The sequence below is a fragment of the Pantoea sp. UBA4549 genome, from assembly GCF_002387285.1.
Classification (GTDB): Bacteria; Pseudomonadota; Gammaproteobacteria; order Enterobacterales; family Enterobacteriaceae; genus Pantoea; species Pantoea borealis.
In genome coordinates this window covers 288,422-313,965 of record NZ_DGLH01000005.1, presented here as the reverse complement: position 1 = coordinate 313,965, position 25,544 = coordinate 288,422, and the positions used below count along the sequence as shown (strand labels likewise).

General features: G+C 50.2%; 29 protein-coding genes. 15 read left to right on the top strand and 14 right to left on the bottom strand.

Annotated elements, in window-relative coordinates; all coding sequences use genetic code 11:
- The first annotated feature begins 208 nt into the window (after positions 1–208).
- The 4 genes from B3041_RS02665 to B3041_RS02650 all read left to right on the top strand — a co-directional run bounded on the left by B3041_RS02665 (position 209) and on the right by B3041_RS02650 (position 4,910).
- Entirely contained in the window at positions 209–1,408 is a 1,200-nt protein-coding gene (locus tag B3041_RS02665; RefSeq protein ID WP_065647562.1) for an AAA family ATPase, read from the top strand.
- Positions 1,409–1,415: 7 nt separating this feature from the next.
- Complete coding sequence (locus B3041_RS02660; RefSeq protein WP_065647563.1) at positions 1,416–2,387, top strand: ParB family protein; 972 nt, start codon at positions 1,416–1,418, stop codon at positions 2,385–2,387.
- Positions 2,388–2,739: 352 nt separating this feature from the next.
- A complete protein-coding gene (locus B3041_RS02655) occupies positions 2,740–3,846 on the top strand; it encodes an ABC transporter substrate-binding protein (protein ID WP_292968943.1) in 1,107 nt (368 codons plus the stop codon).
- A 242-nt stretch (positions 3,847–4,088) separates the two neighbouring features.
- Positions 4,089–4,910: a Cof-type HAD-IIB family hydrolase gene (locus B3041_RS02650; protein WP_292968941.1), complete on the top strand. Its 822-nt coding sequence runs from the start codon at positions 4,089–4,091 to the stop codon at positions 4,908–4,910.
- Positions 4,911–4,943: 33 nt separating this feature from the next.
- Here B3041_RS02650 and B3041_RS02645 read toward each other — a convergent pair whose 3' ends face one another.
- On the bottom strand, positions 4,944–5,345 hold the full coding sequence (locus B3041_RS02645; RefSeq protein ID WP_065647566.1) for a winged helix-turn-helix transcriptional regulator: 402 nt from the start codon (positions 5,343–5,345) through the stop codon (positions 4,944–4,946).
- A gap of 109 nt (positions 5,346–5,454) precedes the next feature.
- On the opposite strand from B3041_RS02645, the gene B3041_RS02640 reads away from it, so the two are divergent.
- Both B3041_RS02640 and B3041_RS02635 read left to right on the top strand, forming a co-directional pair.
- A complete protein-coding gene (locus B3041_RS02640) occupies positions 5,455–6,504 on the top strand; it encodes an NAD(P)-dependent alcohol dehydrogenase (RefSeq protein ID WP_065647567.1) in 1,050 nt (349 codons plus the stop codon).
- Positions 6,505–6,848: 344 nt separating this feature from the next.
- The gene (locus B3041_RS02635) at positions 6,849–7,904 is read left to right on the top strand and encodes a diguanylate cyclase (protein ID WP_065647568.1); all 1,056 of its coding nucleotides are present in this window, start codon (positions 6,849–6,851) and stop codon (positions 7,902–7,904) included.
- Between the two features lie 20 nt (positions 7,905–7,924).
- Here the strand turns inward: B3041_RS02635 and B3041_RS02630 are convergent, their stop codons facing one another.
- The 4 genes from B3041_RS02630 to hpxD form a co-directional block, all read right to left on the bottom strand.
- Complete coding sequence (locus B3041_RS02630) at positions 7,925–8,191, bottom strand: DksA/TraR family C4-type zinc finger protein (RefSeq protein WP_065647569.1); 267 nt, start codon at positions 8,189–8,191, stop codon at positions 7,925–7,927.
- Between the two features lie 516 nt (positions 8,192–8,707).
- Positions 8,708–8,911, bottom strand: a complete 204-nt coding sequence (locus tag B3041_RS02625) for a general stress protein (protein WP_040113773.1) — start codon at positions 8,909–8,911, stop codon at positions 8,708–8,710.
- Positions 8,912–9,333: 422 nt separating this feature from the next.
- A complete protein-coding gene (locus tag B3041_RS02620; protein WP_065647571.1) occupies positions 9,334–10,302 on the bottom strand; it encodes a PDR/VanB family oxidoreductase in 969 nt (322 codons plus the stop codon).
- Positions 10,303–10,311: 9 nt separating this feature from the next.
- Positions 10,312–11,349 (bottom strand): molybdenum cofactor-independent xanthine hydroxylase subunit HpxD, encoded by a 1,038-nt coding sequence (gene hpxD, locus B3041_RS02615; protein ID WP_065647572.1) that lies wholly within the window; start codon positions 11,347–11,349, stop codon positions 10,312–10,314.
- Positions 11,350–11,476: 127 nt separating this feature from the next.
- Between hpxD and B3041_RS02610 the strand changes: the two genes are divergently transcribed.
- Positions 11,477–12,391, top strand: a complete 915-nt coding sequence (locus tag B3041_RS02610; protein WP_065647573.1) for a LysR family transcriptional regulator — start codon at positions 11,477–11,479, stop codon at positions 12,389–12,391.
- Here B3041_RS02610 and map read toward each other — a convergent pair.
- Positions 12,382–13,170, bottom strand: a complete 789-nt coding sequence (map, locus tag B3041_RS02605; protein ID WP_292968936.1) for a type I methionyl aminopeptidase — start codon at positions 13,168–13,170, stop codon at positions 12,382–12,384. The genes B3041_RS02610 and map overlap by 10 nt on opposite strands.
- Positions 13,167–13,412, bottom strand: a complete 246-nt coding sequence (locus B3041_RS02600; RefSeq protein WP_065647575.1) for a ParD-like family protein — start codon at positions 13,410–13,412, stop codon at positions 13,167–13,169. The genes map and B3041_RS02600 overlap by 4 nt, the downstream gene beginning before the upstream one ends.
- A gap of 336 nt (positions 13,413–13,748) precedes the next feature.
- Between B3041_RS02600 and B3041_RS02595 the strand changes: the two genes are divergently transcribed.
- A complete protein-coding gene (locus B3041_RS02595; protein WP_065647576.1) occupies positions 13,749–13,985 on the top strand; it encodes a hypothetical protein in 237 nt (78 codons plus the stop codon).
- Positions 13,986–14,015: 30 nt separating this feature from the next.
- Here B3041_RS02595 and B3041_RS02590 read toward each other — a convergent pair whose 3' ends face one another.
- Positions 14,016–14,216, bottom strand: a complete 201-nt coding sequence (locus tag B3041_RS02590; RefSeq protein ID WP_075050690.1) for a hypothetical protein — start codon at positions 14,214–14,216, stop codon at positions 14,016–14,018.
- Between the two features lie 93 nt (positions 14,217–14,309).
- The gene (locus B3041_RS02585; protein ID WP_065647577.1) at positions 14,310–14,798 is read right to left on the bottom strand and encodes a MarR family winged helix-turn-helix transcriptional regulator; all 489 of its coding nucleotides are present in this window, start codon (positions 14,796–14,798) and stop codon (positions 14,310–14,312) included.
- A 164-nt stretch (positions 14,799–14,962) separates the two neighbouring features.
- On the opposite strand from B3041_RS02585, the gene B3041_RS02580 reads away from it, so the two are divergent.
- The 7 genes from B3041_RS02580 to B3041_RS02550 all read left to right on the top strand — a co-directional run bounded on the left by B3041_RS02580 (position 14,963) and on the right by B3041_RS02550 (position 21,614).
- A complete protein-coding gene (locus B3041_RS02580) occupies positions 14,963–15,640 on the top strand; it encodes an SOS response-associated peptidase family protein (protein WP_292968932.1) in 678 nt (225 codons plus the stop codon).
- 78 nt (positions 15,641–15,718) lie between these two features.
- Entirely contained in the window at positions 15,719–15,979 is a 261-nt protein-coding gene (locus tag B3041_RS02575) for a hypothetical protein (RefSeq protein WP_075050691.1), read from the top strand.
- 121 nt (positions 15,980–16,100) lie between these two features.
- Positions 16,101–16,949: a glyoxalase III HchA gene (gene hchA / locus B3041_RS02570; RefSeq protein WP_292968927.1), complete on the top strand. Its 849-nt coding sequence runs from the start codon at positions 16,101–16,103 to the stop codon at positions 16,947–16,949.
- Positions 16,950–17,408: 459 nt separating this feature from the next.
- Positions 17,409–19,337: a methyl-accepting chemotaxis protein gene (locus B3041_RS02565; RefSeq protein ID WP_292968925.1), complete on the top strand. Its 1,929-nt coding sequence runs from the start codon at positions 17,409–17,411 to the stop codon at positions 19,335–19,337.
- A gap of 309 nt (positions 19,338–19,646) precedes the next feature.
- A complete protein-coding gene (locus B3041_RS02560; protein ID WP_065647581.1) occupies positions 19,647–20,807 on the top strand; it encodes a diguanylate phosphodiesterase in 1,161 nt (386 codons plus the stop codon).
- Between the two features lie 243 nt (positions 20,808–21,050).
- Positions 21,051–21,314 carry a hypothetical protein gene (locus B3041_RS02555; protein ID WP_292968922.1) on the top strand — a complete coding sequence of 88 codons (264 nt, stop codon included), beginning with the start codon at positions 21,051–21,053 and terminating at the stop codon, positions 21,312–21,314.
- Between the two features lie 102 nt (positions 21,315–21,416).
- Complete coding sequence (locus B3041_RS02550) at positions 21,417–21,614, top strand: hypothetical protein (protein ID WP_292968920.1); 198 nt, start codon at positions 21,417–21,419, stop codon at positions 21,612–21,614.
- A 17-nt stretch (positions 21,615–21,631) separates the two neighbouring features.
- Here B3041_RS02550 and ycgZ read toward each other — a convergent pair whose 3' ends face one another.
- From ycgZ to B3041_RS02525, 5 genes are all read right to left on the bottom strand, one after another.
- Positions 21,632–21,874: a regulatory protein YcgZ gene (gene ycgZ, locus B3041_RS02545; protein ID WP_065647584.1), complete on the bottom strand. Its 243-nt coding sequence runs from the start codon at positions 21,872–21,874 to the stop codon at positions 21,632–21,634.
- A gap of 228 nt (positions 21,875–22,102) precedes the next feature.
- The gene (locus tag B3041_RS02540) at positions 22,103–22,411 is read right to left on the bottom strand and encodes a hypothetical protein (protein WP_292968917.1); all 309 of its coding nucleotides are present in this window, start codon (positions 22,409–22,411) and stop codon (positions 22,103–22,105) included.
- A gap of 642 nt (positions 22,412–23,053) precedes the next feature.
- Entirely contained in the window at positions 23,054–23,704 is a 651-nt protein-coding gene (locus tag B3041_RS02535) for a hypothetical protein (RefSeq protein ID WP_292968915.1), read from the bottom strand.
- 235 nt (positions 23,705–23,939) lie between these two features.
- A complete protein-coding gene (locus B3041_RS02530; protein ID WP_065647587.1) occupies positions 23,940–24,200 on the bottom strand; it encodes a hypothetical protein in 261 nt (86 codons plus the stop codon).
- A gap of 719 nt (positions 24,201–24,919) precedes the next feature.
- Positions 24,920–25,438 carry a GNAT family N-acetyltransferase gene (locus tag B3041_RS02525; RefSeq protein WP_084798728.1) on the bottom strand — a complete coding sequence of 173 codons (519 nt, stop codon included), beginning with the start codon at positions 25,436–25,438 and terminating at the stop codon, positions 24,920–24,922.
- Positions 25,439–25,544: the final 106 nt, after the last annotated feature.

Below are 25,544 nucleotides of genomic sequence, written 5' to 3'. Positions count from 1 at the left end.
TGCTTCCCGCCCGGACTGGCCGCAGCCCTGCTTTTACTGATTACAGTGAACGCTATTGTCTGTACGGATAGCAGTTACTGATCACAGTGAACGCTGCGAGCAACTCACTCTGTACCTATAATTGAGCAATCTGGTTTACAGGATAAGTAATTGCCTTATGTGCAGGATTTAAGTATAAAGTCATAAATCCTACATGTGTGGAGCAGGTATGGCTAATGATGAGAAGCAGATTCTGAAGGTTGCTCAACGTTCAGAACGAATGCTGATGAGTCTCACCGAACAGATTCAGGCGCAAAAAGAAGAACTCAAAGAAAACACGTTTTATCAGGTCTATGCGAAAGCCGCACTGGCCAAACTGCCCAAACTGACGCGCGCCAGCGTTGATTATGCGGTCAATGAGATGGAAGAAAACGGCTACGTGTTTGATAAACGCGCTGCCGGCAGTTCCACCAAATATGCAATGTCGATTGAAAATATTGTCGATATCTACCATCACCGGGGCGTGCCTAAATATCGCGATCGTCACGCTGAAGCGTATACCCTCTTCGTAGGCAATCTGAAAGGCGGCGTCTCTAAAACGGTTTCAACCGTCTCCCTGGCGCATGCATTGCGGGCCCATCCGCACCTGCTGTTTGAAGATTTACGCATTCTGGTCATCGATCTCGATCCGCAATCCTCTGCCACCATGTTTTTGAATCATGAACGTTCTGTTGGACTGGTTGAGGCTACCGCCGCGCAGGCGATGCTACAGAATGTCAGCGGAGAAGAGCTGAAAAGCGATTTCATCGTGCCTTCTATCATTCCGGGCGTAGATGTGCTGCCGGCCTCCATTGATGATGCGTTTATTGCTTCACGCTGGGAGGAGCTCTGTCACGAGCATTTGCCTGGTCAGAACGTGCACGCCGTGCTGTATCAAAACGTTGTAGCGAAGCTGAAAAAAGATTATGACTTTATTTTTATCGACAGTGGTCCGCATCTGGATGCCTTCCTCAAAAATGCGATTGCTGCCTCTGATTTGCTGATGACGCCCGTTCCCCCGGCACAGGTCGATTTTCATTCAACGCTCAAATATCTCACCCGACTGCCTGAGCTGGTCGGGATTATTGAAGCCTCAGGGGCTGAGTGCCGGCTGCAGGGCAATATTGGTTTTATGTCAAAGCTCTCCAATAAAGCCGATCATAAGATGTGCCACAGCCTGGCTAAAGAGATTTTCGGCGGTGATATGCTGGATGCCGCCCTGCCGCGGCTTGATGGGTTTGAGCGCTGTGGTGAGTCGTTTGATACGGTTATTTCAGCGAATCCTTCTACCTATGTAGGCAGCAGTGAGGCCCTGAAAAACGCCCGTTCAGCTGCGGAGGATTTTGCCAAAGCCGTATTTGACCGTATTGAATTTATTCGTTTGAACTGAGGTTAAGATGAGCGCAAAACGCATTACTATTGGCCGTACTTTCAGCCAGTCACCTCTGCAAAATGAAGATAAGGCTGCAGAACATACGCAAACGTTTGTGCTGAATACCGGCAAGCGTGCGTTGTTCTCACTTCAGCACGTTTCTGCCCGCGATGTGGAAACAAAGACATTTGTTGTGCAGGAGACGAATGGGCGTGACCAGTCGGGCCTGACGCCAGAATCTCTGCGTGACATTATTCGTACAATTAAACTGCAGCAGTTTTTTCCCGCTATTGGGGTAAAGCGCGGTGACCGTATCGAGGTGCTTGATGGATCGCGCCGTCGTGCAGCCGCGCTTTTATGCAAAACGGGCCTGAGCATACTGGTGACTGATGAAGATATCTCTGCCGAAGAGGCGCGTCGTCTGGCTCAGGATATTCAGACCGCGCGTGAGCACAATCTGCGCGAAGTCGGCCTGCGTCTGCTTGCGTTAAAGCAGAGTGGTCTGTCGCAAAAAGAGATTGCTGAACAACAGGGGCTGTCACAAGCGAAAGTGACGCGCGCTTTACAGGCAGCGAGCGTGCCAGCTGAACTGATTATGCTGTTTCCTAACCATGCTGAACTCGCCTATCCGGACTATAAGCTGCTGCTTCAGGCGTATGAAAAGCTGCAGGAGAAACAACAGAGCATAACAACGCTGGTTGAGACGATCAGTGCAGATATTGATGATGTTGCCTCTGAAGAGGGACTGGCTGAGGATGAAATCAAAAATGCGATTCTACGTCTGGTGCGCAATGGCAGTAATGCCCTGCTTGAGGCGCCTGGAAAAGAGAAAATCGTCACGACGCCGCTCTGGAACTTTGCCGATAAAGATCGGTATGCCCGGAAAAAATCCAAAGGGCGAACCTTCAGTTATGAATTCAGTCGCCAGCCTAAAGAGCTTCAGGATGAACTGGACAAGGTGATCAGCAGCACGCTTGCTAAATACCTGGAGCAGTAACCATGCCGCCTGCGGGCGGCTTTTAACGTTCGCCACTGCAATTTCATGTCTAAGTCATTGTCCCGTCTGGAGTTCTGCTAATAATTTCAGCCTGAAATCGCCACTGTTTCAGGTTATACGATAGTAAACTCTGCCAGCGCGCATTGCGGATTTACAGATTTGTGAACCCCTCTCAACAATCAACGTCCTGATTCATTCTTCTGGTCTCCCCTTTATGCGCAAGAAGGCAAACAGAGATACCGGAAGATGACGCATTCCGTTACAACCGCAGCCATACGTAACCTGCCTGAGCCTTCAGAGTTATGATAAATTAGATGATAATAATTACTATTCAGTAAAGAAGGGAGTTCAAATGAAAGTTCTGTGCGGCATGGTGTTGACTCTGGGTGTAGCAGTATCAGCGTCAGCCACCACCTATCCATTGACCATCACCGATCTGGATGGACAGCAACATACGTTTTCTAAAGAGCCCCGGCATATTATTTTACAGGATGGGCGTGATGTACTGACGCTTGCCCTGCTCGATCGTGACAATCCTTTTGAACGCGTTGTGGCCTGGAATAACCTGCCCAAAAAGCAGGACACGCAAACCTGGCAAATGCTGAAGACACGCTGGCCGCAGGCGGAAAAAATTGTTGATATGGGATTCAACGATCAGGGAAAGGTTAATCTTGAAAGCGTGCTGGCGCAGCACCCTGATGTCATGATTGCACAGTTACGTGCAAAACCGGCGTTGATTCAGTCTGGCGTGATCAGGACGCTCGAAAACCTGCATATACCGGTTGTGTTTGTTGACTATGAACTCCATCCGGCACAGAATACGGCCAAAAGCGTCTCACTGATTGGAGAGATCCTCAATCGTGAAGATGAAGCCCGTGACTATACAACCTTCTATCAGCAAAAAATGTCGGCCATTACAAACACTGTAAAAAGCGTTGAAACAAAACCGACCGTGTTTATTGAGCCCATTGCCGGTAACAGTGACAACTGCTGTTTTACGCACAGTCATAATGGCTGGGGCGGCCTGATTGAAGCAGTAGGGGGCAAAAACATTGGCTCTGCACTTTTACCGGGTAATTCAGGATTTGTCTCGCTGGAAAAAATCATCGCGATGAAGCCAGACGTCTATATCATGACTGGCTCAAAGCGCCCGAACAGTAATGTCCTGCCGTTTGGCTACGACGTTAAGCCTCAGGACGTTACCGCGACCTTCCAGACCCTGACGCACCGTACCGGCGTGGCACAGATTGAACCGGTTAAGCAGGACCGTGTTTATGGCATCTATCACCATTTCTACAATCACCCCTGGAATATCATCGGCATGGAAATTCTGGCGAAGGATCTCTATCCGCAACAGTTTGCAGCGCTTAATCCGGTAGCCGATTACCATCAGCTGGTTAAGACCTTTACGCATCTGCCTGATGATGCAATTACGCTAAGCTATCCTGATAATCACTGATTCAGTCCGGCGGCCTTAACGCGCCGCCGGCATCCTTTTCTGCCTGTCTCGCACTGCTGCATCACTCGTCTCATTCACTGTAATCAGTAAAGGGTGAAGGTACTCCGCTTTCACCAGCGAGAAATCTCTGAAAGCAGTGAGCATCCTCACTATTACCATTCTCATTAATCCATGTCGCGAGTAAGCTTATACTTTATGACAGGCCGGACGCGCTGACGACAGATTCAATACGGGAGAGAATAATGGCAGTTAAGATGATTGCAGTAGATATGGATGGCACCTTCCTTGATGACAACAAGCACTATAATCAGCAGCGTTTTGCCCGCCAGTATGCACTGCTTAAAGAGAAAGGGATCCGCTTTGTTGTGGCCAGCGGCAATCAGTATTATCAGCTGCAGCACTATTTTCCTGACATCAAGGATGAGATCGCTTTCGTCGCGGAAAACGGAGCCTGGGTTTCAGACTGCAATGAAGAGCTGTTTTGCGGAGAGCTGGCGCCTGAGCGGGTAGAGCAGATCCTCACTATTCTGGCAAAAGAGCCTGATATCAGCGTCGTGGTCTGCGGTCGTAACAGCGCCTATGTGCATACTTCGATGCCTGAACATATCGTCAATAAGCTCAGCAATCATTATCGCCGGCTGGAAAAGCGCGACGATCTGAGCAGCATCGATGACACCATATTTAAATTTTCACTGAATCTGGAGCATGAAGGTGTTGAGGCGCTGATGACGCGTTTGCATCACGAGCTGAGTGCAATTGAGAACATCATGCATCCGGTCTCCAGCGGATTTGGCTTTATTGATCTGATCATTCCGGGCTGTCATAAAGCGCATGGCATTGCAATGCTGCAGCAAAAGTGGGGCATTGATGATTGTGAAGTGCTGGCGATAGGCGACAGTGCAAACGATATAGAGATGTTGCGGCAGGCCTGCTACAGCTTTGCCATGGATAACGCCGCCCCGTCGGTTTCGGCAGTCGCACGTTATCGTACGCAGAATAATAATGAAGAGGGCGCACTTAACGTCATTGCGCGCCTGCTGGCCCGGGAAACGCCGTTTAACTAACTCTGTCAGACAGAGTCGCCGGCAGCGACTCTGTTACTCCTCTGACTCTGCGTTAAGCTGTGCTGCGTGCAGATTGGCTTCCATACTGTCCAGCGCGGCCTGGTTCTCAAGCCCCCACGCGTACATCTCCTCTACCGGTCGGGCAAAGGTCATTCCCAGCGGGGTAAGCCGGTAGTCGACTTTAGCTGGCGTAACCGCGTACTCCCGTCGTTCAACCAGCCCGCGCTGTTCCAGTGCCTTTAGCGTCTGAAACAGCATTTTTTTCGATATGCCCTGCAGACTGCGCTGTAATTCGCCGGTTCTGGCACAGTGATCCGGCCAGTGATAAAGCGCATGCAGCACCATTGTGCTCCATTTGACAGAGAACAGTTCCAGCAGTCTGCGCGGGGGTGAATCCGCATAAAAAACCAGTTTACCCTCTTCCCAGGCTGGCATTACCTGACTCCTTATAAGGTCACCGTTTGGTGCCTACTATTAATTTTTTTTCGCATTCACTATAGTCTGCCGCCTCTTAACTTATTAAGCCATCTTTGCCGGAGGCACAATGAAAATCAATGCACTGGTTGCGCATAATGCAACCGCTCCCCTGACATCTGACAATGTTGCTCTGCGTCCGTTACAACACCAGGATGTGAAAATCGAGGTGCTTTATTGCGGCGTTTGCCATTCTGATTTGCATATGGCGCGCAATGAATGGGGCGTCAGCCAGTATCCGCTGGTACCGGGCCATGAGATCGTTGGCCGGGTAATAGAGACCGGCAATGACGTCAGCAAATTCAGGCCCGGCGATCTGGTTGGCGTTGGCGTAATGGTCGATTCCTGCCGGACCTGTCATTTCTGCCAGCAGCATGAAGAGCAATACTGCGAAGCAGGTTTTACTGCGACCTATAACGGAACCGACAAATATACCGGCGGTACCACATGGGGAGGGTATGCTGAAAACGTAATTGTCGATCAACACTTCGTGGTCGCTGTTCCGCAAAACCTGTCACCAGCAGGCGTTGCACCGCTCCTTTGCGCTGGTGTTACGGTCTGGTCGCCATTGCGCCACTTTAACGTCAAAGCAGGAGACCGCGTGGGCGTGGTCGGGCTGGGCGGACTTGGACACATGGCGGTTAAGCTGGCCTGTGCAATGGGAGCAGATGTCACCCTGTTTACTACCTCTGCAGCCAAGCGCGACGACGCACTGCGTCTGGGGGCCAGTCGGGTAGTGGTATCACGGGATGCGGAGGAGATGGCGGCCTGTCAGACTTCACTGGATATCATTATCAATTGCGTGGCAGCGCCACACGATCTTAATCCTTATCTCGCTACGCTGAAAACCAATGGACGCATGGTGCTGGTAGGCATTCCGGATCGGCCTCATATCTCACCTGATATAACGCCAATGGTTTTCCGCAGGCTGAGCATCACTGGCTCTTCGATAGGTAGCGTACAGGAAACGCAGGAAATGCTCGATTTTTGTGGTCAGCATAATATTGTGGCGGATATTGAGATCATTACAGGATGCGACATAGAACAGGCATTTGCCCGTATGCTGCGCGGCGATGTGCATTATCGTTTCGTCATTGATATGCAGGCGACTCAGTGGTAAGTCTATGATTAACGGCGATTTCAGCCTGAAATCGCCAACAGGTACTGTTCAGATAGCGTGGTAAGCGCGCCATCTGAAAAAAAAGAGCTTTCTTAAGCCAGGCTGTACTGGCGGCCTGAACACTGCAATGTTTATCGCACGTATACAGGTTCGCCTTATTTATGCCTCTGATAATTATCACTATTTTTTTGATGAAAGAGTGATACTACAATGCGCAGCAAGGTACAGGCTTAATTACATAAGCGCAGTAACTTCAATCGACAAAGTCGCAGCGTCAAAATAATTGGCCGCCTGCGCTTATTTCCCGATAAACTGCGGTTCCTGTTGATCAGACTTTTCTTAGAATGAACTATTATACCCCTGATGATGATCATCTGAAAAAACGGTCGAGACGTTTTGTCCGGCGCATGTTTTTTATGCGGCAGCTCGGCACTGTGCTCTGTTTTTTCCCTGTTCTTTCTGTGCTGCTCGATATGCAGCGTGAGCTGTTTTACAGCGGTTTGCTGTTCATTAATGCGTTTGCCTGGCCATGGCTCGCCTGCCAGCGTGCATTGCGCGCTGAAGACCCGACCAGCGCTGAACGTAGTAATCTCACGCTAGACGCCGCTTTTGGCGGGATCTGGGTGGCGCTGATGTCGCTCAGTCCGGTGCCTTCCGTCATTATCATGGCAGTGCTGGCTTCCGATCGCTATGCGGCGGGCGGCAGCACGTTGCTGATATCAGCCGTTAAAGCATTTATCGTTTCTTTTTTACCGGTATGGATACTTGATGGCGCACGGGCAGAGAGTGCATTTACCATGCAAACAGTGTGGCTGACGCTGCCGCTGGCCAGCTGCTATATGCTGGCGCTGAGTATTGCGTCCTATAATCTCACCTGGCAACTGCGTAAGCGTAATCGTGAACTGGAGCGCGTGGCCCTGATGGATCCGGGCCTGCAGATCCCTAACCGACGGCTGTTTGAGCGACGTCTGGAGAGTGAGTTTTTAAGTACGCGGCGTGGTGACAGTAACGGCTATCTGCTGCTGCTGGATCTGGATCATTTCAAGGCCGTTAATGACACATGGGGACATGAAGCAGGCGATTTTCTGCTGGCTGAGATCTCGGCTCTGCTGCGTAATTATGTTGGTATTCAGGATATTCCTGCGCGCCTGGGTGGTGATGAACTTAGCGTTATCGTTCACCATGCCAGTGATGACACCGTAGTGGCTCTGGCGATGCGACTCCGTGAAAAAATCGCGCAGGTGGTTTTACCGGCCGCTCCCGATTATCACTGCACGGTGAGCATCGGTATCGCTCCGGCAAGCAGCGCTGATTCTCTGCGCGACTGGCTACGCCATGCGGATGAAGCGCTTTATCAGGTCAAGCGGGCAGGGCGTAACAACGTCCTGCTCTGGAGCTGAGTCACAACATCCTCAGCCAGCTAACGTAGCTGGCTATCTTTACTGCCCCGGCGATTATACCCGCTACTGCTGGCCTCTTTCTTATCCAGTTCAGACTGACACTGGATACAGTAGCGTACGCCGGGCAGTGCCGCGCGACGCGCTTCGGGTATGGGTTCTCCACACTCATCGCAGAAGCGGGCACTTTCACCCTGCTTCAGATGACTTCGTGCCCGGGCAATAGCATCATCTACCGTTGCATCAATCTGTTTCTGGACTGCGCCATCTTCGGACCAGCCACCAGCCATAAAGTCCCCCTTATCATCGCTGAACATTAACTATAGTCAGCAGCAATGCGCACGTCACACTTTGCGTGCGGTTGCACTCATACCTCATTGCTGCTTCCTCAAACGAAATACCTGCCATTCGCGCAGGTAACGATAAGATGCATCAAAAATGCAATTTTTCTTTATTAAATATAGAGTTATGTCGTTTCTTATTTTAAATACGTTGAAGTATGAATTTATATCTTTAATAAAAGTGTACAAAGTGGTGTGCGTTGTACAAATATATTCAGTCATGTTGCTGGCTAATAAAAAAGCCATTTACAAATCAGCCAGGAAATATAGGGTGTTTGTTTTGTTAATAAAGCGAAGCGGTAAAGAAATTCCATCGATCAACTTTTAATCGAAAATTTTTCTCCGGATGAAAAATAACTCTCCTGACAGGTCGATTCTTTCGCTTAAGCGAAGCGTAAACGATGTCAGGAGAGTGTCATTTATAGGATTAAATGAAGTGCAGGGGGTATCAGATGCTGTATAAGTTTACTTACGACGACTAATTTTTCCTCCTTTTCTGCCCGCTTCAATAGCCCGTTCAGGATCGTTTCTGAAGTTGCCGCCGCTGACCTGACCGCCCTTACGGCCTGCCTCAGCAGCACGTTCTTTGTTAGCAGCAAAGTTACCTGCACCACCGCGGCGTGGTTTGGTTTTTTCAGCTTCTTCCGGGTTATTGCTGGAATCCTGCATTTTTTCCTCTCTGTTCATGCTGACTTGTGGCAAAAATAAATGTAGCGCTGTTTTTACCATATTCAAGCCAGAATTTATCCTGACTTTTAATTTACGACGGGTCGTTTGTTTAAGTAAGAATCGATTTTAAACGATCCTGTTATCTTAATCTTACGCAGGAGAATAGTTAGCATTTTACTCCGATAAAGGAAAGCGTTCTTTGCGTCCTGAAAAGGTTTGATGAAAAGTTGTGACAATTAGCCATGCACAGCATGACATCACGCAATAAAAGAGTGCAGGCATTCTATTACGCTTCGTTTATTTTTTTCAGTCCTGGTATGAATGGTCAGAACAGAAATAAGGTCTGAAAATGTCGGGTTATCGCAGGTGCTTTTACCCGGGCAGGGGAGGCCTGGCTGCTGGCCGGGTCAGCAGCAGGCTACTCAGAGATCGATAATCAGGCTGGCGGTATGACTGCGGGAGCAGCAGAGGGCGACACACTGGGCGGGCGACGCTTTTTCGTTGTCAGACTGAACCGTGTCGCGATGGTCTGGCTGACCTTCAATAACGGGTGTCAGGCAGGCGCCGCACATGCCCATTTCACACGACAGTGCAACCTCCACGCCCTGCTCAGTCAGCACGGCTGCAATTGACCGATCTGGCGGAACCAGCCAGCTTCTGCCCGAGCGCGCCAGCGTTATCGTGAACGCCGCGCCCCGCCCGGTAACCTGCTGTGGTGCAGCAGCCTTAAATGCCTCTGTATGAATCGCTCCGGAGGGCCAGCCACAGGCTTCAGCCTGAAGCCGCAGATGTGACATGAAAGGCAGCGGACCACACAGATAGATATGTGCGTCGGGCTGATAATGTGCGACACCGGCAGGCAGATGATTGCGTGCGCTGACTCCCTCACTGCTGTACCAGAAATGACAAACGCCATGCGCAAATTTCTGGCTCAGTGTTGCTGCAAGCGCCTCATCGCCCCGCTGTCTGAGATAATAGTGCAGTTCAAAAGCGATGCCTGTTGCTTCCAGCGCCTGCGCCATCGCTGAGAGGGGGGTGATGCCGATGCCTGCGGCCAGCAAGATGACTTTCTTTGCTGCAACCAGCGGGAAAAGATTACGTGGTGCAGAAATAGCAAGCTGCATACCCGGGCGGAGCGTTTCATGTACATAGCGCGAACCTCCCCGTGAATCCGCGTCAAGTGCCACACAAATTTCATAGCAGTCGCGTCTGTTTTCCGGTCCGGTCAGTGAATATTGCCGGATTATTCCCGACGGCAGGTGCACATCGATGTGCGCCCCTGCCTGCCATGCGGGCAACAATTGCCCATCTGCCGTCATTAGCCTGACGCCAAGATTGCGGCGGCCCTGACGCCAGATGCCGTCCGTGATCACAGTAATCAGTTCGTTCATCGCAGACCCTCAGACCAGAAAAAATTCACCAAATCCCATGCGCTTCAGACCACGCCGGTACGCGACCGAGCTGCGATCGGCCGGAATATGCGCCTCGAGCGTAAGATCCAGCGGCAGGCGTTCAGGGCGCTGGGTCTCCACCATCAGCCGATCCTCTTCAAACACGCGCAGGTTAAAAGCGTGCACCTCTTCCGGAGGAATGTGCAGATCAAAGTTGCGTGCTATAGGCGCAAACATGCGCGTCTGACGGGCTGAAACCGGAGAAGCCGCATTCATGATCACCAGGCGGGCATCGTCCGGGAAAAAAATCGTTAATGTGGCCGTAAAGGGCAGATGCATCTCAAAGCGCCGCAGCCATTCAAAGCCAGCGGGCGCCTGGCAGGGGCTGTCGGCAGCGAAATTGCTCACGGAGCTCCAGTAATCGACGCTAAAGCCGTAGTCGGTTTCAACCGGATTATAAGCGGGCACCAGCTGGTTGGCCGGATCGGCAAATGTATCCGTATGTACCCAAGCAAAGTGCGCGACGTCCAGAAAGCCTTCTACCTGCCGGCCAGCAAATCCTGCGACGTCGAACCCGGGACAGTTGATTTGCTGGAATCCGCTCTCATCCCAGTGCGGCATCGTCGGCAGTGCTGCAGGCTGTTCACTGTCAGGCGCAAGACAAACCCAGATCAAGCCAAAACGTTCTGCAACGGCATACGAGGTAAGGTGCAGTTTGGCAGGTACCGGCTGGTCCGGACTCGACGGAATGCGGTTACACCGGCCATTTTCCCCAAAGCGCAGGCCGTGATAAGGACAGATAATGCCCTCTTCGTCGTGAAAACCCAGCGTCAGCGGTACGCCACGATGTGGACAGATATCACGGGCGGCTACAACGTTTCCTTTGATCCGGTACAGCACCAGCTGTTCATCCAGCAGCGTCGCTTTTACCGGGGCGCTGCTGATATCACCACTGCGCGCAACAGGATGCCAGTGGCGCGCCAGGCGCAGCCAGTCTTCAGGATCAAAAGTGCAGTGGGCAGGCGGTGTCGGGCCGGGCATAGTCATCTCCTGATAATCAGTTCACAGACCGTGATAAACGTACTCTTTCTCAGGACATTGTTATTACGCTTCTGTGTTACGATCCATCGCTAAGATTACAGTCTGCTGTTGCAAAAAAGTGTACAGGTACACGATGAGCCCATTTTCCCGTTTTGCACTCTATTTTACTGAGGTCGTCCGCAGCGGCAGTCTGCGTAAGGCGGCAGAAAAGCTGCACGTGTCGGCGTCTGCGATCAACAGGCAAATTTTACAGGCAGAAGCCTCCTTTAATACGCCGCTGTTTGAGCGTCTGCCGGAAGGGCTGCGCATGACCACTGCCGGCGAATTGCTCTACAGCGATCTCACTCGCTGGCAGCGTGAATTTCGCGTTACGCGCCAGCGGTTCGATGACATTCAGGGGCTAAAACGCGGCACTGTTACCCTGGGAATGGTGCAGTCTCTGACCCGGGGCCGGATAGCCGAACGGATAGCGGTCATGGCGCAGACGCATCTCTGGCTGAATCTGACGCTTACCGTCGATAACAGCCATCGTATCAGCCAGCTGATCAGACAATCTGAAATCGATTTTGGTCTTATCCTCGACCCGGCTGGCCAGAGCGGCCTCGATGTGCTGGCTTTTGCTGAACTGGAAATGGGCGTGGTCATGAATAACCAGCATCCGCTCAGAACCCGTGATGCTATTTCACTCAGTGAACTGAGTCATGAGCGACATATTCTGCCGGGTGACTCACTGGTTGTTCATGAGCGGGTCGCTGCGCTCTACCACCGGCAGGGATTCCGACCTGACAATGTGATTGGCTGTAATGATATTCGTCTTATCCATACGCTGGTGGCGCAGAACAGCGGGATCTGCGTGCTGAGCCTGCTGGATGTAATGACTGAGGTTGAAAAAGGGGAGTTGAGCTTTGTGCCGCTCCGGCACAACGTCATGCGCCCTCTGACGCTGGCATTATGCACTGCACCGTCGCGGCAGCTTTCGCGCGCGGCACAGATGCTGATTCAGCAGATGACGGAGGTGATTGAGTCGATGAACCTTCTTCAGCGCTGAACCGGAGAGTCGCTGCCGGTGCCATCCGGCCACGGCGTGAGGAGATCAAAGCCGTTATCTGTGACGGCAACGGTATGTTCCCACTGCGCAGAGAGTGAGCGATCTCTTGTTACCACCGTCCAGCCGTCATTCAATACGCTGGTCGCTGCTTTGCCGGCATTGATCATCGGTTCAATAGTAAAGATCATGCCCGGTTCCAGCATCAGGCCTTTACCGGGCGTACCATAATGAAGCACCTGTGGTTCATCATGATAGATCCGTCCGATGCCATGACCGCAGTATTCGCGTACGACAGAGAACCCTGCGCCTTCAGCTACCCGCTGGATGGCTGCGCCGATATCGCCCAGCCGGGCACCGGGTTTCACCACGCTGATACCCGCCATCATTGCATCGTAAGTGATATCCACCAGTCGCCTGGCGCGAACTGAAGGCTGGCCGACAAAGTACATGCGACTGGTATCGCCATACCAGCCCTCTTTGATAACCGCGACATCAATATTAATGATATCGCCCTCTTTAAGTCGTTTCGGACCCGGGATACCGTGGCAGACTACGTGATTGACTGACGTGCAGAGCGTACGGGTATAGCCATGATAGCCAATATTTGCCGGCGTGATTTTCAGGACATCAACGATGTAATCGTGACAGAGACGATCCAGCTCGTCGGTGCTGATACCTGGCTTTACATAAGGTCCAATCATGGCCAGCACGGCAGCAGCAGCATTACCCGCGGCGCGCGCCTGTTCAATTTCCGCGGCATTATGGAACGTAATATTCATGATGCCTTCTCCTGAGTCAGAAATGCAGGATGATTTAAGAGTGCTGCCAGGTCACTCCCTCCGTCGCGTTCAACGCGCATCAGCAGCCGGACCAGCGCCTGATGGTCTTTGTCGGGATAAAGCTCTGCCAGCATGCCCATCTTCATCCAGTGCTCCGCCTGAGCATTAACTGAGCGGCTCAATGCTCCGCTGGCGATACGCAGATTTTCATGCATCAGATCGGAGATTTTCACAATGCCCATGACTGTGCCTTATATGTTGTGTATATGGTTCATATACTACCTGTAATGAAGGGAGATACAAGGTTGCCTGCGATAAAGGCAGTAATGGTGCAGAGTTAAACGCAAACCGGGTCCGATGATCGCTTACGCTTTATCCTGAAACGAACCCGTTTAACATGCAGTAAAATATTTCACGTATCAGGTTAACTGGCTATTAATCAGCAGGTTAAATGGAATATGCAGGCCTGGCCCGACGTTGCTTGCGGATTGTTTCTGAATGGACATAAATTTTGTAGTATCTTTTTAGCGGTATTAAAAGCTTTTTTTCCAGATGTACACTGACCCGGCGACCGCAGAATGAACAAAGCAGATGATGATGAATGGGTGGATAGAGTAATAGGCGAGGCGGTAATGGCGCTGTTTGAAGAGGCGTTACCTGTTTCTTATGATGCTCTGCTCAGCAGACTGCAGGAGATGCTGGCAACGGAAAAGAGTGAAGCAAAAATTCGTTCGCTCTACTTTGCCATCCGGGAAATCCAGGGGGCAGACTGCCCGATAATCGATGCGGCCTCTCATGATCAGACGTTACACTGAGTGTCGGGGCACATAGCACATTGTAATGGCTTATTGCTCTCTGGCTGTCAGAGCGCGTACAGCGCTTGTATAGGTCTCTTTCATCCCATCAAGCGCCTCACTTTCCTGCTGCCGCAAATGCACAAGAATGTTGTCAATACTTAAAGGCTGTCCGGATTTGCGTAAAAACGACACGGTACGCCCGATGGCGGCATGAATGGCACTGTTGTTATCCAAAACGCTGAGTTTCACGCGGTATCCCTCTGCATATTAATCGGTATTTATGGCTGCCATTATACGACCTGCACACGTTTTGGCCTGAGCAGACGGGGTCGGGTCAGGCGTTCAGGGCAGTGCCTGATGCAGTTTTTCCCGCAGGGCTGCAACCCTTACGGTAAGATCATGCAGTTCTTCATAAGGGGTATCCATCACCGAAATCATATCGGCGGGCACCCCGGCGGCTTTGCTTTTAAGCTGCTGCCCTTCATCAGTCAGGAAAATAAGTACCCGGCGTTCATCGCCGCCTGAATCGCGTTTACGCACAATAAGACCGGCTGCTTCAAGTCTTTTCAATAACTGGCTGAGCGTGCCGGAATCGAGCCGCACGCGTGCACCTACCTCCGAGACGGTCACCTCATCTTTTTCCCACAGCGCCAGTAATACCAGATACTGGGGATAAGTAAGTCCAAGCGGTTTAAGCCGGGACTGATACAGCTTGGTCATGGCGAGTGATGCAGAGTAGAGCGCAAAACAGAGGAACTGGTCGACGGTTACCGGTGCGTCAGACAGCGGACGCTCGTTGTTACCGCTTTGATCATTTATATCAGTACACATTCACGATCCATTTAACTGATGCTGGCCGACAGGGAAAACGCATGCTGCGCCCGGACAGCGACAAGTATTGAACCAAATTAAATTGATGTCAATGTAACTCGGCGCAATCGCAGTAGCTGTCGCGGGTGTGACAAACTGGCCTATGCTTACAGCCGGAGGTCAATATGTGTGGACGATTCGCGCAGTACAGCAGCAGAGATGACTATTTTATGGCGCTCGGTATTGCGCCGGACGAGATCCAGTACGATCCATTGCCCATCGGGCGCTACAATGTCGCGCCAGGTACCCGCGTATTACTGCTCAGCGAGCGCGAAGAGGCGCTGCGGCTGGATCCCGTCTACTGGGGATATGGGCCGGAATGGTGGCATAAGCAGCCTCTGATTAATGCCCGCAGCGAAACCGCTGCCAGCGGGCGGATGTTTAAACCTCTCTGGGAACAGGGGCGGGCGATAGTACCGGCTGATGGCTGGTTCGAGTGGAAAAGAGAGAAAGGGAAAAAGCAGCCGTTTTTCATCTATCACCAGCGCAAAACGCCGCTATTTTTTGCTGCCATCGGCAAAGCACCGTTTAATCACGCTCAGGGGCACGAAGGTTTTGTCATAGTGACGGCTTCCAGCAATAAAGGCATGGTCGATATTCACGATCGCCGCCCGCTGGTCCTGACTGCAGAAGGCGTTCATGAATGGCTGAGCAACAGCACATCCGCACGTCGTGCCCAGGAGATCGCGCATGAAGCCGCTGAACCCGAAGACGCCTTTTGCTGGCATGCGGTGACCACGCGGGTAGGCAGCGTACGTCAGCAGGATGCTGAGTTAATTGAAGAGATCGAGCCGGAAAAGTAGCGACTGATACATTTTAGCTATCGAAATGAAAACCGGTGTCCGGTTGCAGCCAGCGGTAAGTCATTCAATAATCGAAGCATGACAACTTATCGCGTAAGAGTCGGGTACCACAACCCGTCAGCCCTGACTTTCAGGCAACTTGATGAACTGCTGGAGCCGCAGCGTTTCTGGCGTACTGCTACTCACACCAGTCGCTTTCGATACTATATGGAGTATGAGTATGAATCCGACGTATGCGACCTGTGCGCAGTCTGCGCGCTGGCCTATTCTCAGGCCTGCCGGGTGCGGCGGTGCCCGCTGGTATTAGTTGAGGAAGTGCCTGCCGCTGTGACGCAATAAGTTATGCGTGCGGGTGTGCTCTGCATCATAACAGGCGCAGCGGCATTCAGAATTGGCTCAGTGAGCCAGGCCGGTTTTTCACCTACGCTTTTCTCTGTATTTACTTACAGAGGAAGCATAAATGACGAACGAACTCAGCCGGAAACCCGTTGCCGATCGTGCCGAGGCAGACGCATTTTTCCCCTCAGACTACTCGCGCAATCAATTTACCAGCCCGGTATCCGATCTGGACGGCGCTGACTATCCGGTGCCCGGTGACGGAAGCAAAAAAATTCTGGTCCTGTGTACTGATGAACGTTATCTGTCTTTGGCTAACGATACGCTGTTTTCAACCGGCAATCATCCGGTTGAAACGTTACTGCCAATGTATCACCTGCACCAGGCGGGCTTTGGCCTCGACATTGCGACGCTCTCCGGTCAGATGGCAAAGTTTGAACACTGGGCCATGCCGGAGCAGGATGAAGCGGTAATACAATTTTATCAGCGCTACCAGCCAGCCTTTCGCTCCCCGCTCAGGTTAGCCGATGTGTTAGCGACCCTCTCGCCCCATAGCGACTACGCGGCTGTTTTTATACCGGGCGGACACGGTGCGCTGATTGGTTTACCGGAGAGTCAAGAGGTGGCGTCGTTATTACGCTGGACGCTGGAAAATGACCGTTATCTGATCTCACTCTGTCACGGCCCGGCGGCATTTCTTTCATTAACAGAGTCCGATAATCCGCTGACGGGCTATGAAATCTGTGCTTTCCCTGATGCGATTGACAAGCAGACGCCGGAAATAGGCTATATGCCAGGTCATCTTGCCTGGTACTTTGGTGAAAAGCTGCGCGCTATGGGTATTCATATTATCAATGAAGACATCAAGGGTACGGTACATCGCGATCGCAATGTCATAACCGGCGACAGCCCTTATGCCGCGAATGCATTAGGCAAACTCGCTGCAGAAACGTTGCTAAAGGCATACGGTTAACACACTTGTAATTTCCAGTCCTGACGGCTCTGTTTGTCAGGGCTGGTATTTTAATGAGACGCCATTTTAATTGAGGGCAGAGTGCGCCACTTTCCCTGCCGAAGAAGAAATCGCTGATTATCGGCGCAGGTAGCTAAAACTTTAACGCTTTATTCTGAGATAAGTTTTTTCGATAGATAACGGGGTTTTGGCTTTTTATGGAACCCGAGCTTATTTTATAACATTATGTTTTTTATAGTTTTTAACTTATTTGACTTTGGGTGTTACGCAAGAATATATCGTCAATATATCCTCTGTAAAATAACCGTTAGCAATCTATAATTTTTGAATTCACGCCTTGCGGTAATAGCTTGCAGCCCCGGATGCAACGTTTATAACGCATGGGTGATTAAATTGAAGCGTTTAATAAAAAATATTTCATTCGGAATTTATCTCTTTAGGCTCACCCAGGAATAGTGCATGAAAAAGATACTAAACACGATCAATCTGCCAGCGAAGTTTATTTTGCTGGGGTTGTTTGCGCTCGGATTATTTATATTTCCTACCTGCCTGTTTATTCAAAGCGGGAATCAGGCGATCGATGCTAAAAAAATTGAGCTTACGGGCATACCGGTTGAAAAAAAGATGCTATCACTGGTTAACCTGGTCCAGCGTCATCGGGCAGAAAGTGCTATCGCTATTGCCAGCAACGATTCAGTTCGTGCTTCGCGTGTGGCGCTGGCAGAGGAGATCGATTCGCTCTATAGCAGTGTTGTCACTGAACTCGGCCAAAACGCGGAGGCTGCACAGCCGCTGGCGCGTTTGAATAAAGCCGACGGGGAGTGGAAAAAACTGCAGACAGAGATTGGTGATAAACACCTTTCACTGGAAGAGAGCCTCAGCCGTCATGCCAGTCTGATCCAGACATTGTTAATAGCAAACCAGGACATCCTGGATTTTTACGGCTTATCACTGGACAGTGACTTAAATACCTATCAACTGATTATCAGCATTTTCAACCGGTTGCCGTTATTAACAGAAACCCTTGGGCAGATCAGGGCAAGTGGCACATCCCTGATTGCGTCAGGCACGGGTACATCAGAGGTCGCGCTCAGTCAGATGGATTTCCGGCTGCAAAATGGCAATGTAGCGCTGGAGCAATTTAGCAATAATATGGATAAAGTTTTTGCTATTGAACCAGCATTAAAACAGCTGTTTGCCAGCGCGGATACAACCGCCGTGCAGCAGGCACAGGATGCACTGGCGCTGGCCAATGCCATTTTTGTATCCAAAACCAAAACCGTCACGCCGGCAGAGTATGTCCGGGTATTCACTGAGGCGATCAATAACTTTTCCACGCTGGGAAAACAGAGCGCCGATCAGCTGTCGATCATGCTGAATCAGCAAATTGATGCACGCCGTAATGCGCAATACAGCCTGCTGGGGGTACTTTTCGCGGTGGCGTTACTGGCTGTCTGGGTCGCCGTTATGATATCCCGCTCGGTGACGCGTCCGGTGGAGGAGGCGGTTAACGCTGCCCGCCATGTTGCAGCCGGCGACCTGACCTGTCCGATTCATGTCACTGGCAGCAATGAGATGGGGCAACTGCTGCAATCATTGCAGCATATGCAACAGCATCTTGCCGGTCTGGTATCAGATATCAAGGAGAGTGCGCTGACTATAGCGTCATCGTCTGAAGAGATCGCAAACGGTAATGGAAATCTTTCTGCCCGCACTGAAGAGCAGGCCGCATCCCTGGCAGAAACCGCTGCCAGTATGGAACAGATGGCATCCATTATCAGCCAGAACGCTGAAAATACTCACCACGCTACAACTATGGCTGAAGCAGCAACGCAGGCTTCATCACTCAGCGGACAGGCGATGTCCTCGGTAATGGAAACCATGGGACGTATCCGGGGCAGCTCGGCAAAAATTGAAGAGATAACCAGCGTCATTGACAGCATTGCTTTTCAGACAAATATTCTGGCGCTGAATGCCGCAGTAGAAGCAGCCAGAGCGGGTGAATCGGGCAAGGGATTTGCCGTCGTCGCATCTGAAGTGCGCTCGCTGGCACAACGTTCTGCTTCTGCTGCGAAAGAGATTAAAGAACTGATTGCGCAATCTGTTGGTCACGCTGAAGAGGGGATAGTGATGGCCAGAGATGCAGGTGACAAGGTGAAACAGAGCGTAGAGGCCATCGGTCAGACAGCGCAGCTCATCCGGGATATCTCTGCCTCTTCTCATGAGCAGAGCAGCGGGATTTCGCAAATTAATATTGCAGTAAACCAGATGGATCAGGTTACACAGCAAAACGCAGCGCTGGTTGAGGAGTCAGCTTCTTCGGCTGGCGACCTTGCAGAACGAGCCTCACGTTTACGTCAGCTGGTGGCTGTTTTCCATACGGTCTGATCTTTTCAAGGATGCGGGCGCGTCCCGCATCTGTTTACAGAGAAAAAAACGCAAACAAACGTCGTGAACCAACACCATTTGCCAAAAAAATTTCCGGCAGCAGACTACAATTCCACCCCGTTTCGCTTATTTACTATGCTTCTCTATGATTCTGAAAAGAGGCAATTTTGTGCATTTTCTGCTGGTTTTTTCTGGAATCATGGATTTAATATTTACAGTAATTCAGCCAGATAATTTCAGACAGCATTATACGTAGCTGCCGCCGGCTGATAAAGTAGACAGGTACACTCACGTAAACTGGAGTATTTAATGCTAACCACAATCATTTACCGTAGTCACATCTCCGCTGATGTGCCTGTCAAAATTTTGCCGGGTATGGTTGAGAAGGCGAGTCTCCTGAATGCGTCGCACCAGATTACCGGTATTCTGCTCTTTAACGGTACGCATTTCTTTCAGATCCTTGAGGGACCTGAAGAGGGTGTTATGACGATCTACAATCGCATCTGTGCTGACCGCCGTCATCACAATGTGGTTGAACTTATGCGTGACTACTCACCTTATCGCCGTTTCGGTAATTCCGGAATGGAACTGTTTGACCTGCGCGAACATGACCAGTCAACCGTACTTCAGGCGGTACTGGATCGCGGTACGTCACGCTTCCAGCTGACCTATGACGACCGGGGCCTGCAGTTCCTGCGCACCTTTGTGGAATCGCGGGAAAAAGAGAACTATTTTGAAGTGCTGCCAGCCGATCTGTGGGACTTTATCCCCGATATGACAGGGTCGCTTCAGGAAGAGCACGGCATCCATTTCCGCCCGGTGGTCGATCCACTTGGCCGTGAAATCACCGCGCTGGAGGCCATCTCCGACAGTCAGGAGAGTGCAGGTGAAGATGAAGATAAATACAGTGCAAATCTGAACGCTGTACGTATGGCGCTGATGAAAGCGGGTAAAGCCTGTCCGGATGGCATGACGCTCTATTTAAGTATTCTGCCGATGACACTGGTTGCGGTGCCAAACGCGGTCGATACCATTACGGATGCGATTAAAAGCGCCGGGCTGGTGCCAGAGCAGATTATTTTGGGCGTCAGTGAAACAGAAGTTATCCCGGGCCTGAACGACTTTACTGAAGCGGTCAAGCAGCTCAAGCAGGCGGGCATCAGCCTGTCGATTGATAATTTCGGTGATGGCTCTGCCGGACTTTCACTGCTGACACATGTACAGCCCGATCGCGTGCGTATTGCATCCGGGATTATTCGTGATGTACACCGTAGCGGTCCTAAGCAGGCCGTCGTGCAGGCTATTATCAAATGTTGTTCAGCCCTTGAAATTAATGTCATTGCATCTGGCATTGAACAGCCTGAAGAGTGGATGTGGCTTGAGGCTGCAGGCGTCATCGATTTCCAGGGGGCGCTCTTTACGCCACAGGGTACAGCCGTGTCGTGGCCGGAATATCGCGAAGCGATGTAGCGCCATTCTCTGCATCTGCATCACTCTGACCGACCGGCGCATCATCAATGCAGCCGGTCATTTTTTTTAGCCAGGCTTCTTTCGGTCAGACTTTCATCTCCGCCAGTAAGGGCGTTTTCTGGCATCATGAATACGGTAAATCAGTGAAATTTATACGAAACGCTCAGGCTCATTGCGGTACAGGGTTACACACGAAAATTCTGTGTTAAACTTTGCGACCCCGAACCTGCAGGCGGACACATCATGAAAAAAGAATTTGAAGAAAAACTGACTGAAATTTTAATCGGTGAGGCCGTGACTGATTTACTTGATGCCAATGCGGCTATTTCATGGACTGCTTTACTTGATCGCCTGCGTGTTGGCCTGGATAAAGAGACCGATGAGGATCGCATCCGTGCCGCATTGCGCGCTATCGATGAAGTCAGACGTGAAATGCAGGTAAGGGCATCTGAAAAAGCGATTATCACTGAATCTGACAGACGACCTGCGCGTGGCAAAATGCATTAAAATTGACCACAATCAAAGATTTCCCACAGTCTGACGCTAAATTGTTCCCCGGGAACAATTTCTGTTAAACTGTATGCTTATCCACCTACGGACGGAGGTCATGTGAAAAATGACGCAACCGCCGAAGATATCTACGCCGTTATCGGAACGGTCGTAGCGCGCCTTCTTAAGCCGGATGAGCATCTGACTCTGCATGATATTACTACTGCGCTGCATCAGATGGGTGAGACAGCGACAGGGCAGGATGTTCGTGAGGCCTGCCGCAAAGCGGTAATCATGCTTGCCCGCCAGATGCACTAACTCATATTTACGCAATATTAACGATCAAACAACAATCCAATCAGTGCCTGATAATGCTGCTCTTCTTCAGCGCTGGTTGCTGCTTCAAGACGACCAAGCAGCTTTGTACATAGCGCTTTGCGATTGAGGTTTTTACCTGAGGTCAGAATTTCAACAACCAGTTGTCCCAGCGTTTCCTGCTGGCTCAGAGTGGATGCTTTACTAAAATAGTTAGCGATATCACTAGCGGATGATGGGTGCTGTACCATATTCTGACGCATAGTTAGCCTCTTTGAGATAAGTAAGTTGTGCTGACAAGGGTAAAGTTATACAACTAACTTTTACTTGTACAGCTTTTTCTGCCCTTCTTTTGTCAGTTTTACCGCGATATTTGTTTTTTGTATTACAAATCAATGATTTGCATTGATTCCTGCCAGAACAAAAATCTCACTCTATCTTTGTACAGGTTCAGCGTATGGGTCTGTATAAGGTTGTTCCGATAAAATGTGTTAATTGTCGTCATCGTCGCCCGTCGTGAAAGGCGTCGGTTTAGCTGGCAAGGTTGTTTGCTCATGACGCTTTGCCTGAAGCTGCCATTGTGTATGCGTTTTGTGTAGTCGTTCAGGCTGTACAAAATTTTTCAGCCAGCTTCTGGCATCTGCAATTTGTGCCAGACGCTCATCATTCTCTTCTGTCTCTGCCATACGACCCAGCTCAGCGATCAGAGCCTGAACGCTGATATCCCCATCGCCCAGTGCCAGATTCAACGTCGCTTCGCCAATAATGACATGACCTATTACCTTTTCATGAAACAACACTTCATCTCTCCTCATCATGGTTTGTAATGGTTTTAAAGTGTAATGAGCAGCAATATTTCTACAATACGTTATAAATAATCAGCTAAGCTCAGGGGCGAAACATATTTAATGACTATGAAATGCAGGTTTGTAACGCACTGATAGCGTGCAACATCATTCTGATGCCGCAGTGTAAACTGACTGAAGGCAGAATAATCTTAAAAAAAATTAATGTTATTTATTTTCTTCTTGTTCAACTTTTGCAGCGGCTCACGCGTTGCACGCCATTTCCGGAATAGATTGATCGGTCATCATTACACGCTGGTCAGCGTGATAAAAAACCAAACACGGTTAACACAAGCTCGCTTTTAAGACTATGCGCCTTTTTTGATCGGGCCTGAGCATTGTATTAACTCTCTGAATACTGACCGTTATTGCCGCTTTTCCGTAAGGTAATAATCTGAGCCAGAATTACATCAGCTGAAAATTTCACTTTTGCGGCCCGTATCGGGCAGTGCCGGGATAGGCTTTGCTGCACGGCCACGCTGAAAGTACCTGTATATCGCTGCTGCGATTTTATACCCATGTTAAGCCTGGCACGCTTACGACATACCCGCTCTGCGTTAGCAGGCAAAATTTTACGCGGCTCACAGAGAAGGGGAGCTACTGTTCGGGGTTTTCGGGAGCGAGGGAAACCGTGCTGATGATAATTCTGCGCTGTAAATGGCTGTCAGGCTGGCTGCCCCAGCAAAATGTTACCCAGTGTTCGCAAAATTCCTGCCAGTCAGAGACGGGTACCAGCAGCCTGTCGTGGCGGGTGCCATCCCATACATAGACATAATGATCCCGATCGCGCAATGCCCAGGCAATCATGCTTTCCCACATAACCTTTGCCGCATTAGTCTGGGCACTGTCAGTAATAATAATTGAACGTGTATGCAGGAAATAACAAAAAAAACGGCGTGCCAGTCCATGCACGGCCTGTTCATGTTGAGGCTGACGCGTGCGCCAGACCATAATCTGAATGCAGGCGCGCAGAGGAGAAGTATAATCCCTGGTTTCTTCCAGCCTTACCGCATAGACCGTTTCCGGTCTCTTTTCCTGGGTAACCAGCCGGTATTGTTTATCTTCCGGACAGACATACAGAGCATAACCAAACGGCACAATAAAGCCTGGCAGTGTGAATGCACGGGGATCGTCTGCCAGAAAAGCGCTGGTATCATCCCGATTTGGCGCTTCACGACTCAGAATCTGGTTAAAGTGCGTATCAGGCAGGGTAATGGGCATAAGGTTATCCGCTGTATTTCGTTCCAAAAGACCTCCCTGAAAACCGGAGTGGGTGTGATGATAAATTAGCGAAGAATGATAAGCTGGCACAGCAGGAAAGCGTGTAACCGGAAATGATGCTGTATGCGCCTGCCTATATGCAGGGTAGCAGAGCGGAGGTGTCGTCCCTGACAGTTTCTCCGGCCGGTAAACACTTGCGCGTAACCGATAAGGTTATCTTTATCGTCGTCTTCCAGCCGGAGCCGGACTACGTCCATAGGCGTCAGTTCTTTTCGTCGTTCAGGCTTGTCAGTGTCTGCAAATAGGGCACGTACGGTACAGCGTGCTCAGGTTTATCAAAACTTCTCAGCCAGCTTCTGGCCTCTGAGATCTCAATAAGACGGGCATCGCTGCCACCCGCATTCGCCATTAATTCGAGCTCATTAATCAGTGAACGAACGCTGATCTTTTTTTCGCTCAACGCAAGGCTGAGTGCCGCTTCGCCGATAATGACATGACCTATCTCGTCGTGTTGAATAGACAAACAAACCTCCTTTACGATTGCGTGATAACCTCAACACTTACTGTAGGCGTAACGGCAGAATTTGCCGGATATATTTTGAAATTTTCCAAATCAGGTAGCAGAATTTTTTGATCGAATGCTTTTTAGCCAATGAAAATTCTGCAGACTATTACCACCAGGCTGACTCTCACATGCTGCAAAAAAAAACCCGCGCAGGGCGGGCTAACAAAATGTTGAATAGGATTTCTCTCGCTGAAAACGCATCCTGTGTGTTGTTTGCCAGAATAAGCTGGCTCATAAATTATAGATGACAAGTCAGCGGAAAACGGGTTTCAGCGCGAAACCCGATGAAAAACTGCCATGCTCATCGGACCAGCATAAAATAGTGTGGTAAACCAATTGCGCCGCGTTTAAGCGATTTACAGAAATGTATTACCTGGTCAGAGGCGGGGGAGGCGTGCGCCTTAACAGGCAAAAAAAAATGCCTCCGCGAGGAGGCAAGGTAGGAGTTACTCAGCTCAGTGCGTAGTTGGATTTCTCACTGAACATGTTAATGATAGAGAAATTTGTCATTTTTTTCCGGCTCGCTTAGTAAAAAAATTTACATGCCAGGTATATAGTTAGCTTGCTAATTATTTAAGGTGTTGAATTATGACTGTTTTTTGAGGTATGAAATCGTTTCCTAAGAATTGGCTTATATTTACATTTCCTGTTTACATCACTTTTTTTAATCATATTTTTCAGGTGATCTTCATTGTTGCAGATGCCTTATCAACCTGGCTCAGAACAATGAACTGTTGATTGTCATAACTAAATTGCGCTACCGGCTGCAGGCCAAGGCGTATGTGCGCTTTAAGAGAGGCGATATTGTCATGCCTGACAAAAAGCACGGGCTTACGCGAACCATAGTGACGACATGCGCGCGCGAAAAGCGCTTCTGAGAGGCCTTTTCCGCGAGACTGCGTAGCGATACAGATCGGACCGTAAATCCAGCAATGTCTGCCTGCAGGCCAGGCGCTAAGCATGGCAGTGATAATGTCAGGCGTATTTGCTGCATTGTCCTGAGTAAACAATACGCCCTGCAGTCGTGATTTTTGCCTTACCAGCAGCGCCCAGGTTGCACTATTACTGAGCAGCTCGCATACCCTTTCCTGACTAAATATTCCCTGTAATAACGCGATGTTTTGCTGTAAGAGCTGGCTGATTTCTGCACTATCGTTTTTCTGTGCCAGGTGAAATGTACTCTGCTGATTGTTCAAATGTCGCTCCATCTCACTGTTGGCATTGTTATAAGTTTTGTCTGTTTTTCGTGCTTTCTCCGTTGAGAGTCATCCTAAAACGTAGGTTTTGCTTGATGACTGACGA

Excerpts from the sequence above, each read along its gene's own strand:
- B3041_RS02665 (WP_065647562.1), top strand. The coding sequence starts at position 209 with ATGGCTAATGATGAGAAGCAGATTCTGAAGGTTGCTCAACGTTCAGAA.
- B3041_RS02660 (WP_065647563.1), top strand. The coding sequence starts at position 1,416 with ATGAGCGCAAAACGCATTACTATTGGCCGTACTTTCAGCCAGTCACCT.
- B3041_RS02655 (WP_292968943.1), top strand. The coding sequence starts at position 2,740 with ATGAAAGTTCTGTGCGGCATGGTGTTGACTCTGGGTGTAGCAGTATCA.
- B3041_RS02650 (WP_292968941.1), top strand. The coding sequence starts at position 4,089 with ATGGCAGTTAAGATGATTGCAGTAGATATGGATGGCACCTTCCTTGAT.
- B3041_RS02645 (WP_065647566.1), bottom strand. The coding sequence starts at position 5,345 with ATGCCAGCCTGGGAAGAGGGTAAACTGGTTTTTTATGCGGATTCACCC.
- B3041_RS02640 (WP_065647567.1), top strand. The coding sequence starts at position 5,455 with ATGAAAATCAATGCACTGGTTGCGCATAATGCAACCGCTCCCCTGACA.
- B3041_RS02635 (WP_065647568.1), top strand. The coding sequence starts at position 6,849 with ATGAACTATTATACCCCTGATGATGATCATCTGAAAAAACGGTCGAGA.
- B3041_RS02630 (WP_065647569.1), bottom strand. The coding sequence starts at position 8,191 with ATGGCTGGTGGCTGGTCCGAAGATGGCGCAGTCCAGAAACAGATTGAT.
- B3041_RS02625 (WP_040113773.1), bottom strand. The coding sequence starts at position 8,911 with ATGCAGGATTCCAGCAATAACCCGGAAGAAGCTGAAAAAACCAAACCA.
- B3041_RS02620 (WP_065647571.1), bottom strand. The coding sequence starts at position 10,302 with ATGAACGAACTGATTACTGTGATCACGGACGGCATCTGGCGTCAGGGC.
- hpxD (WP_065647572.1), bottom strand. The coding sequence starts at position 11,349 with ATGACTATGCCCGGCCCGACACCGCCTGCCCACTGCACTTTTGATCCT.
- B3041_RS02610 (WP_065647573.1), top strand. The coding sequence starts at position 11,477 with ATGAGCCCATTTTCCCGTTTTGCACTCTATTTTACTGAGGTCGTCCGC.
- map (WP_292968936.1), bottom strand. The coding sequence starts at position 13,170 with ATGAATATTACGTTCCATAATGCCGCGGAAATTGAACAGGCGCGCGCC.
- B3041_RS02600 (WP_065647575.1), bottom strand. The coding sequence starts at position 13,412 with ATGGGCATTGTGAAAATCTCCGATCTGATGCATGAAAATCTGCGTATC.
- B3041_RS02595 (WP_065647576.1), top strand. The coding sequence starts at position 13,749 with ATGAACAAAGCAGATGATGATGAATGGGTGGATAGAGTAATAGGCGAG.
- B3041_RS02585 (WP_065647577.1), bottom strand. The coding sequence starts at position 14,798 with ATGTGTACTGATATAAATGATCAAAGCGGTAACAACGAGCGTCCGCTG.
- B3041_RS02580 (WP_292968932.1), top strand. The coding sequence starts at position 14,963 with ATGTGTGGACGATTCGCGCAGTACAGCAGCAGAGATGACTATTTTATG.
- B3041_RS02575 (WP_075050691.1), top strand. The coding sequence starts at position 15,719 with ATGACAACTTATCGCGTAAGAGTCGGGTACCACAACCCGTCAGCCCTG.
- hchA (WP_292968927.1), top strand. The coding sequence starts at position 16,101 with ATGACGAACGAACTCAGCCGGAAACCCGTTGCCGATCGTGCCGAGGCA.
- B3041_RS02565 (WP_292968925.1), top strand. The coding sequence starts at position 17,409 with ATGAAAAAGATACTAAACACGATCAATCTGCCAGCGAAGTTTATTTTG.
- B3041_RS02560 (WP_065647581.1), top strand. The coding sequence starts at position 19,647 with ATGCTAACCACAATCATTTACCGTAGTCACATCTCCGCTGATGTGCCT.
- B3041_RS02555 (WP_292968922.1), top strand. The coding sequence starts at position 21,051 with ATGAAAAAAGAATTTGAAGAAAAACTGACTGAAATTTTAATCGGTGAG.
- ycgZ (WP_065647584.1), bottom strand. The coding sequence starts at position 21,874 with ATGCGTCAGAATATGGTACAGCACCCATCATCCGCTAGTGATATCGCT.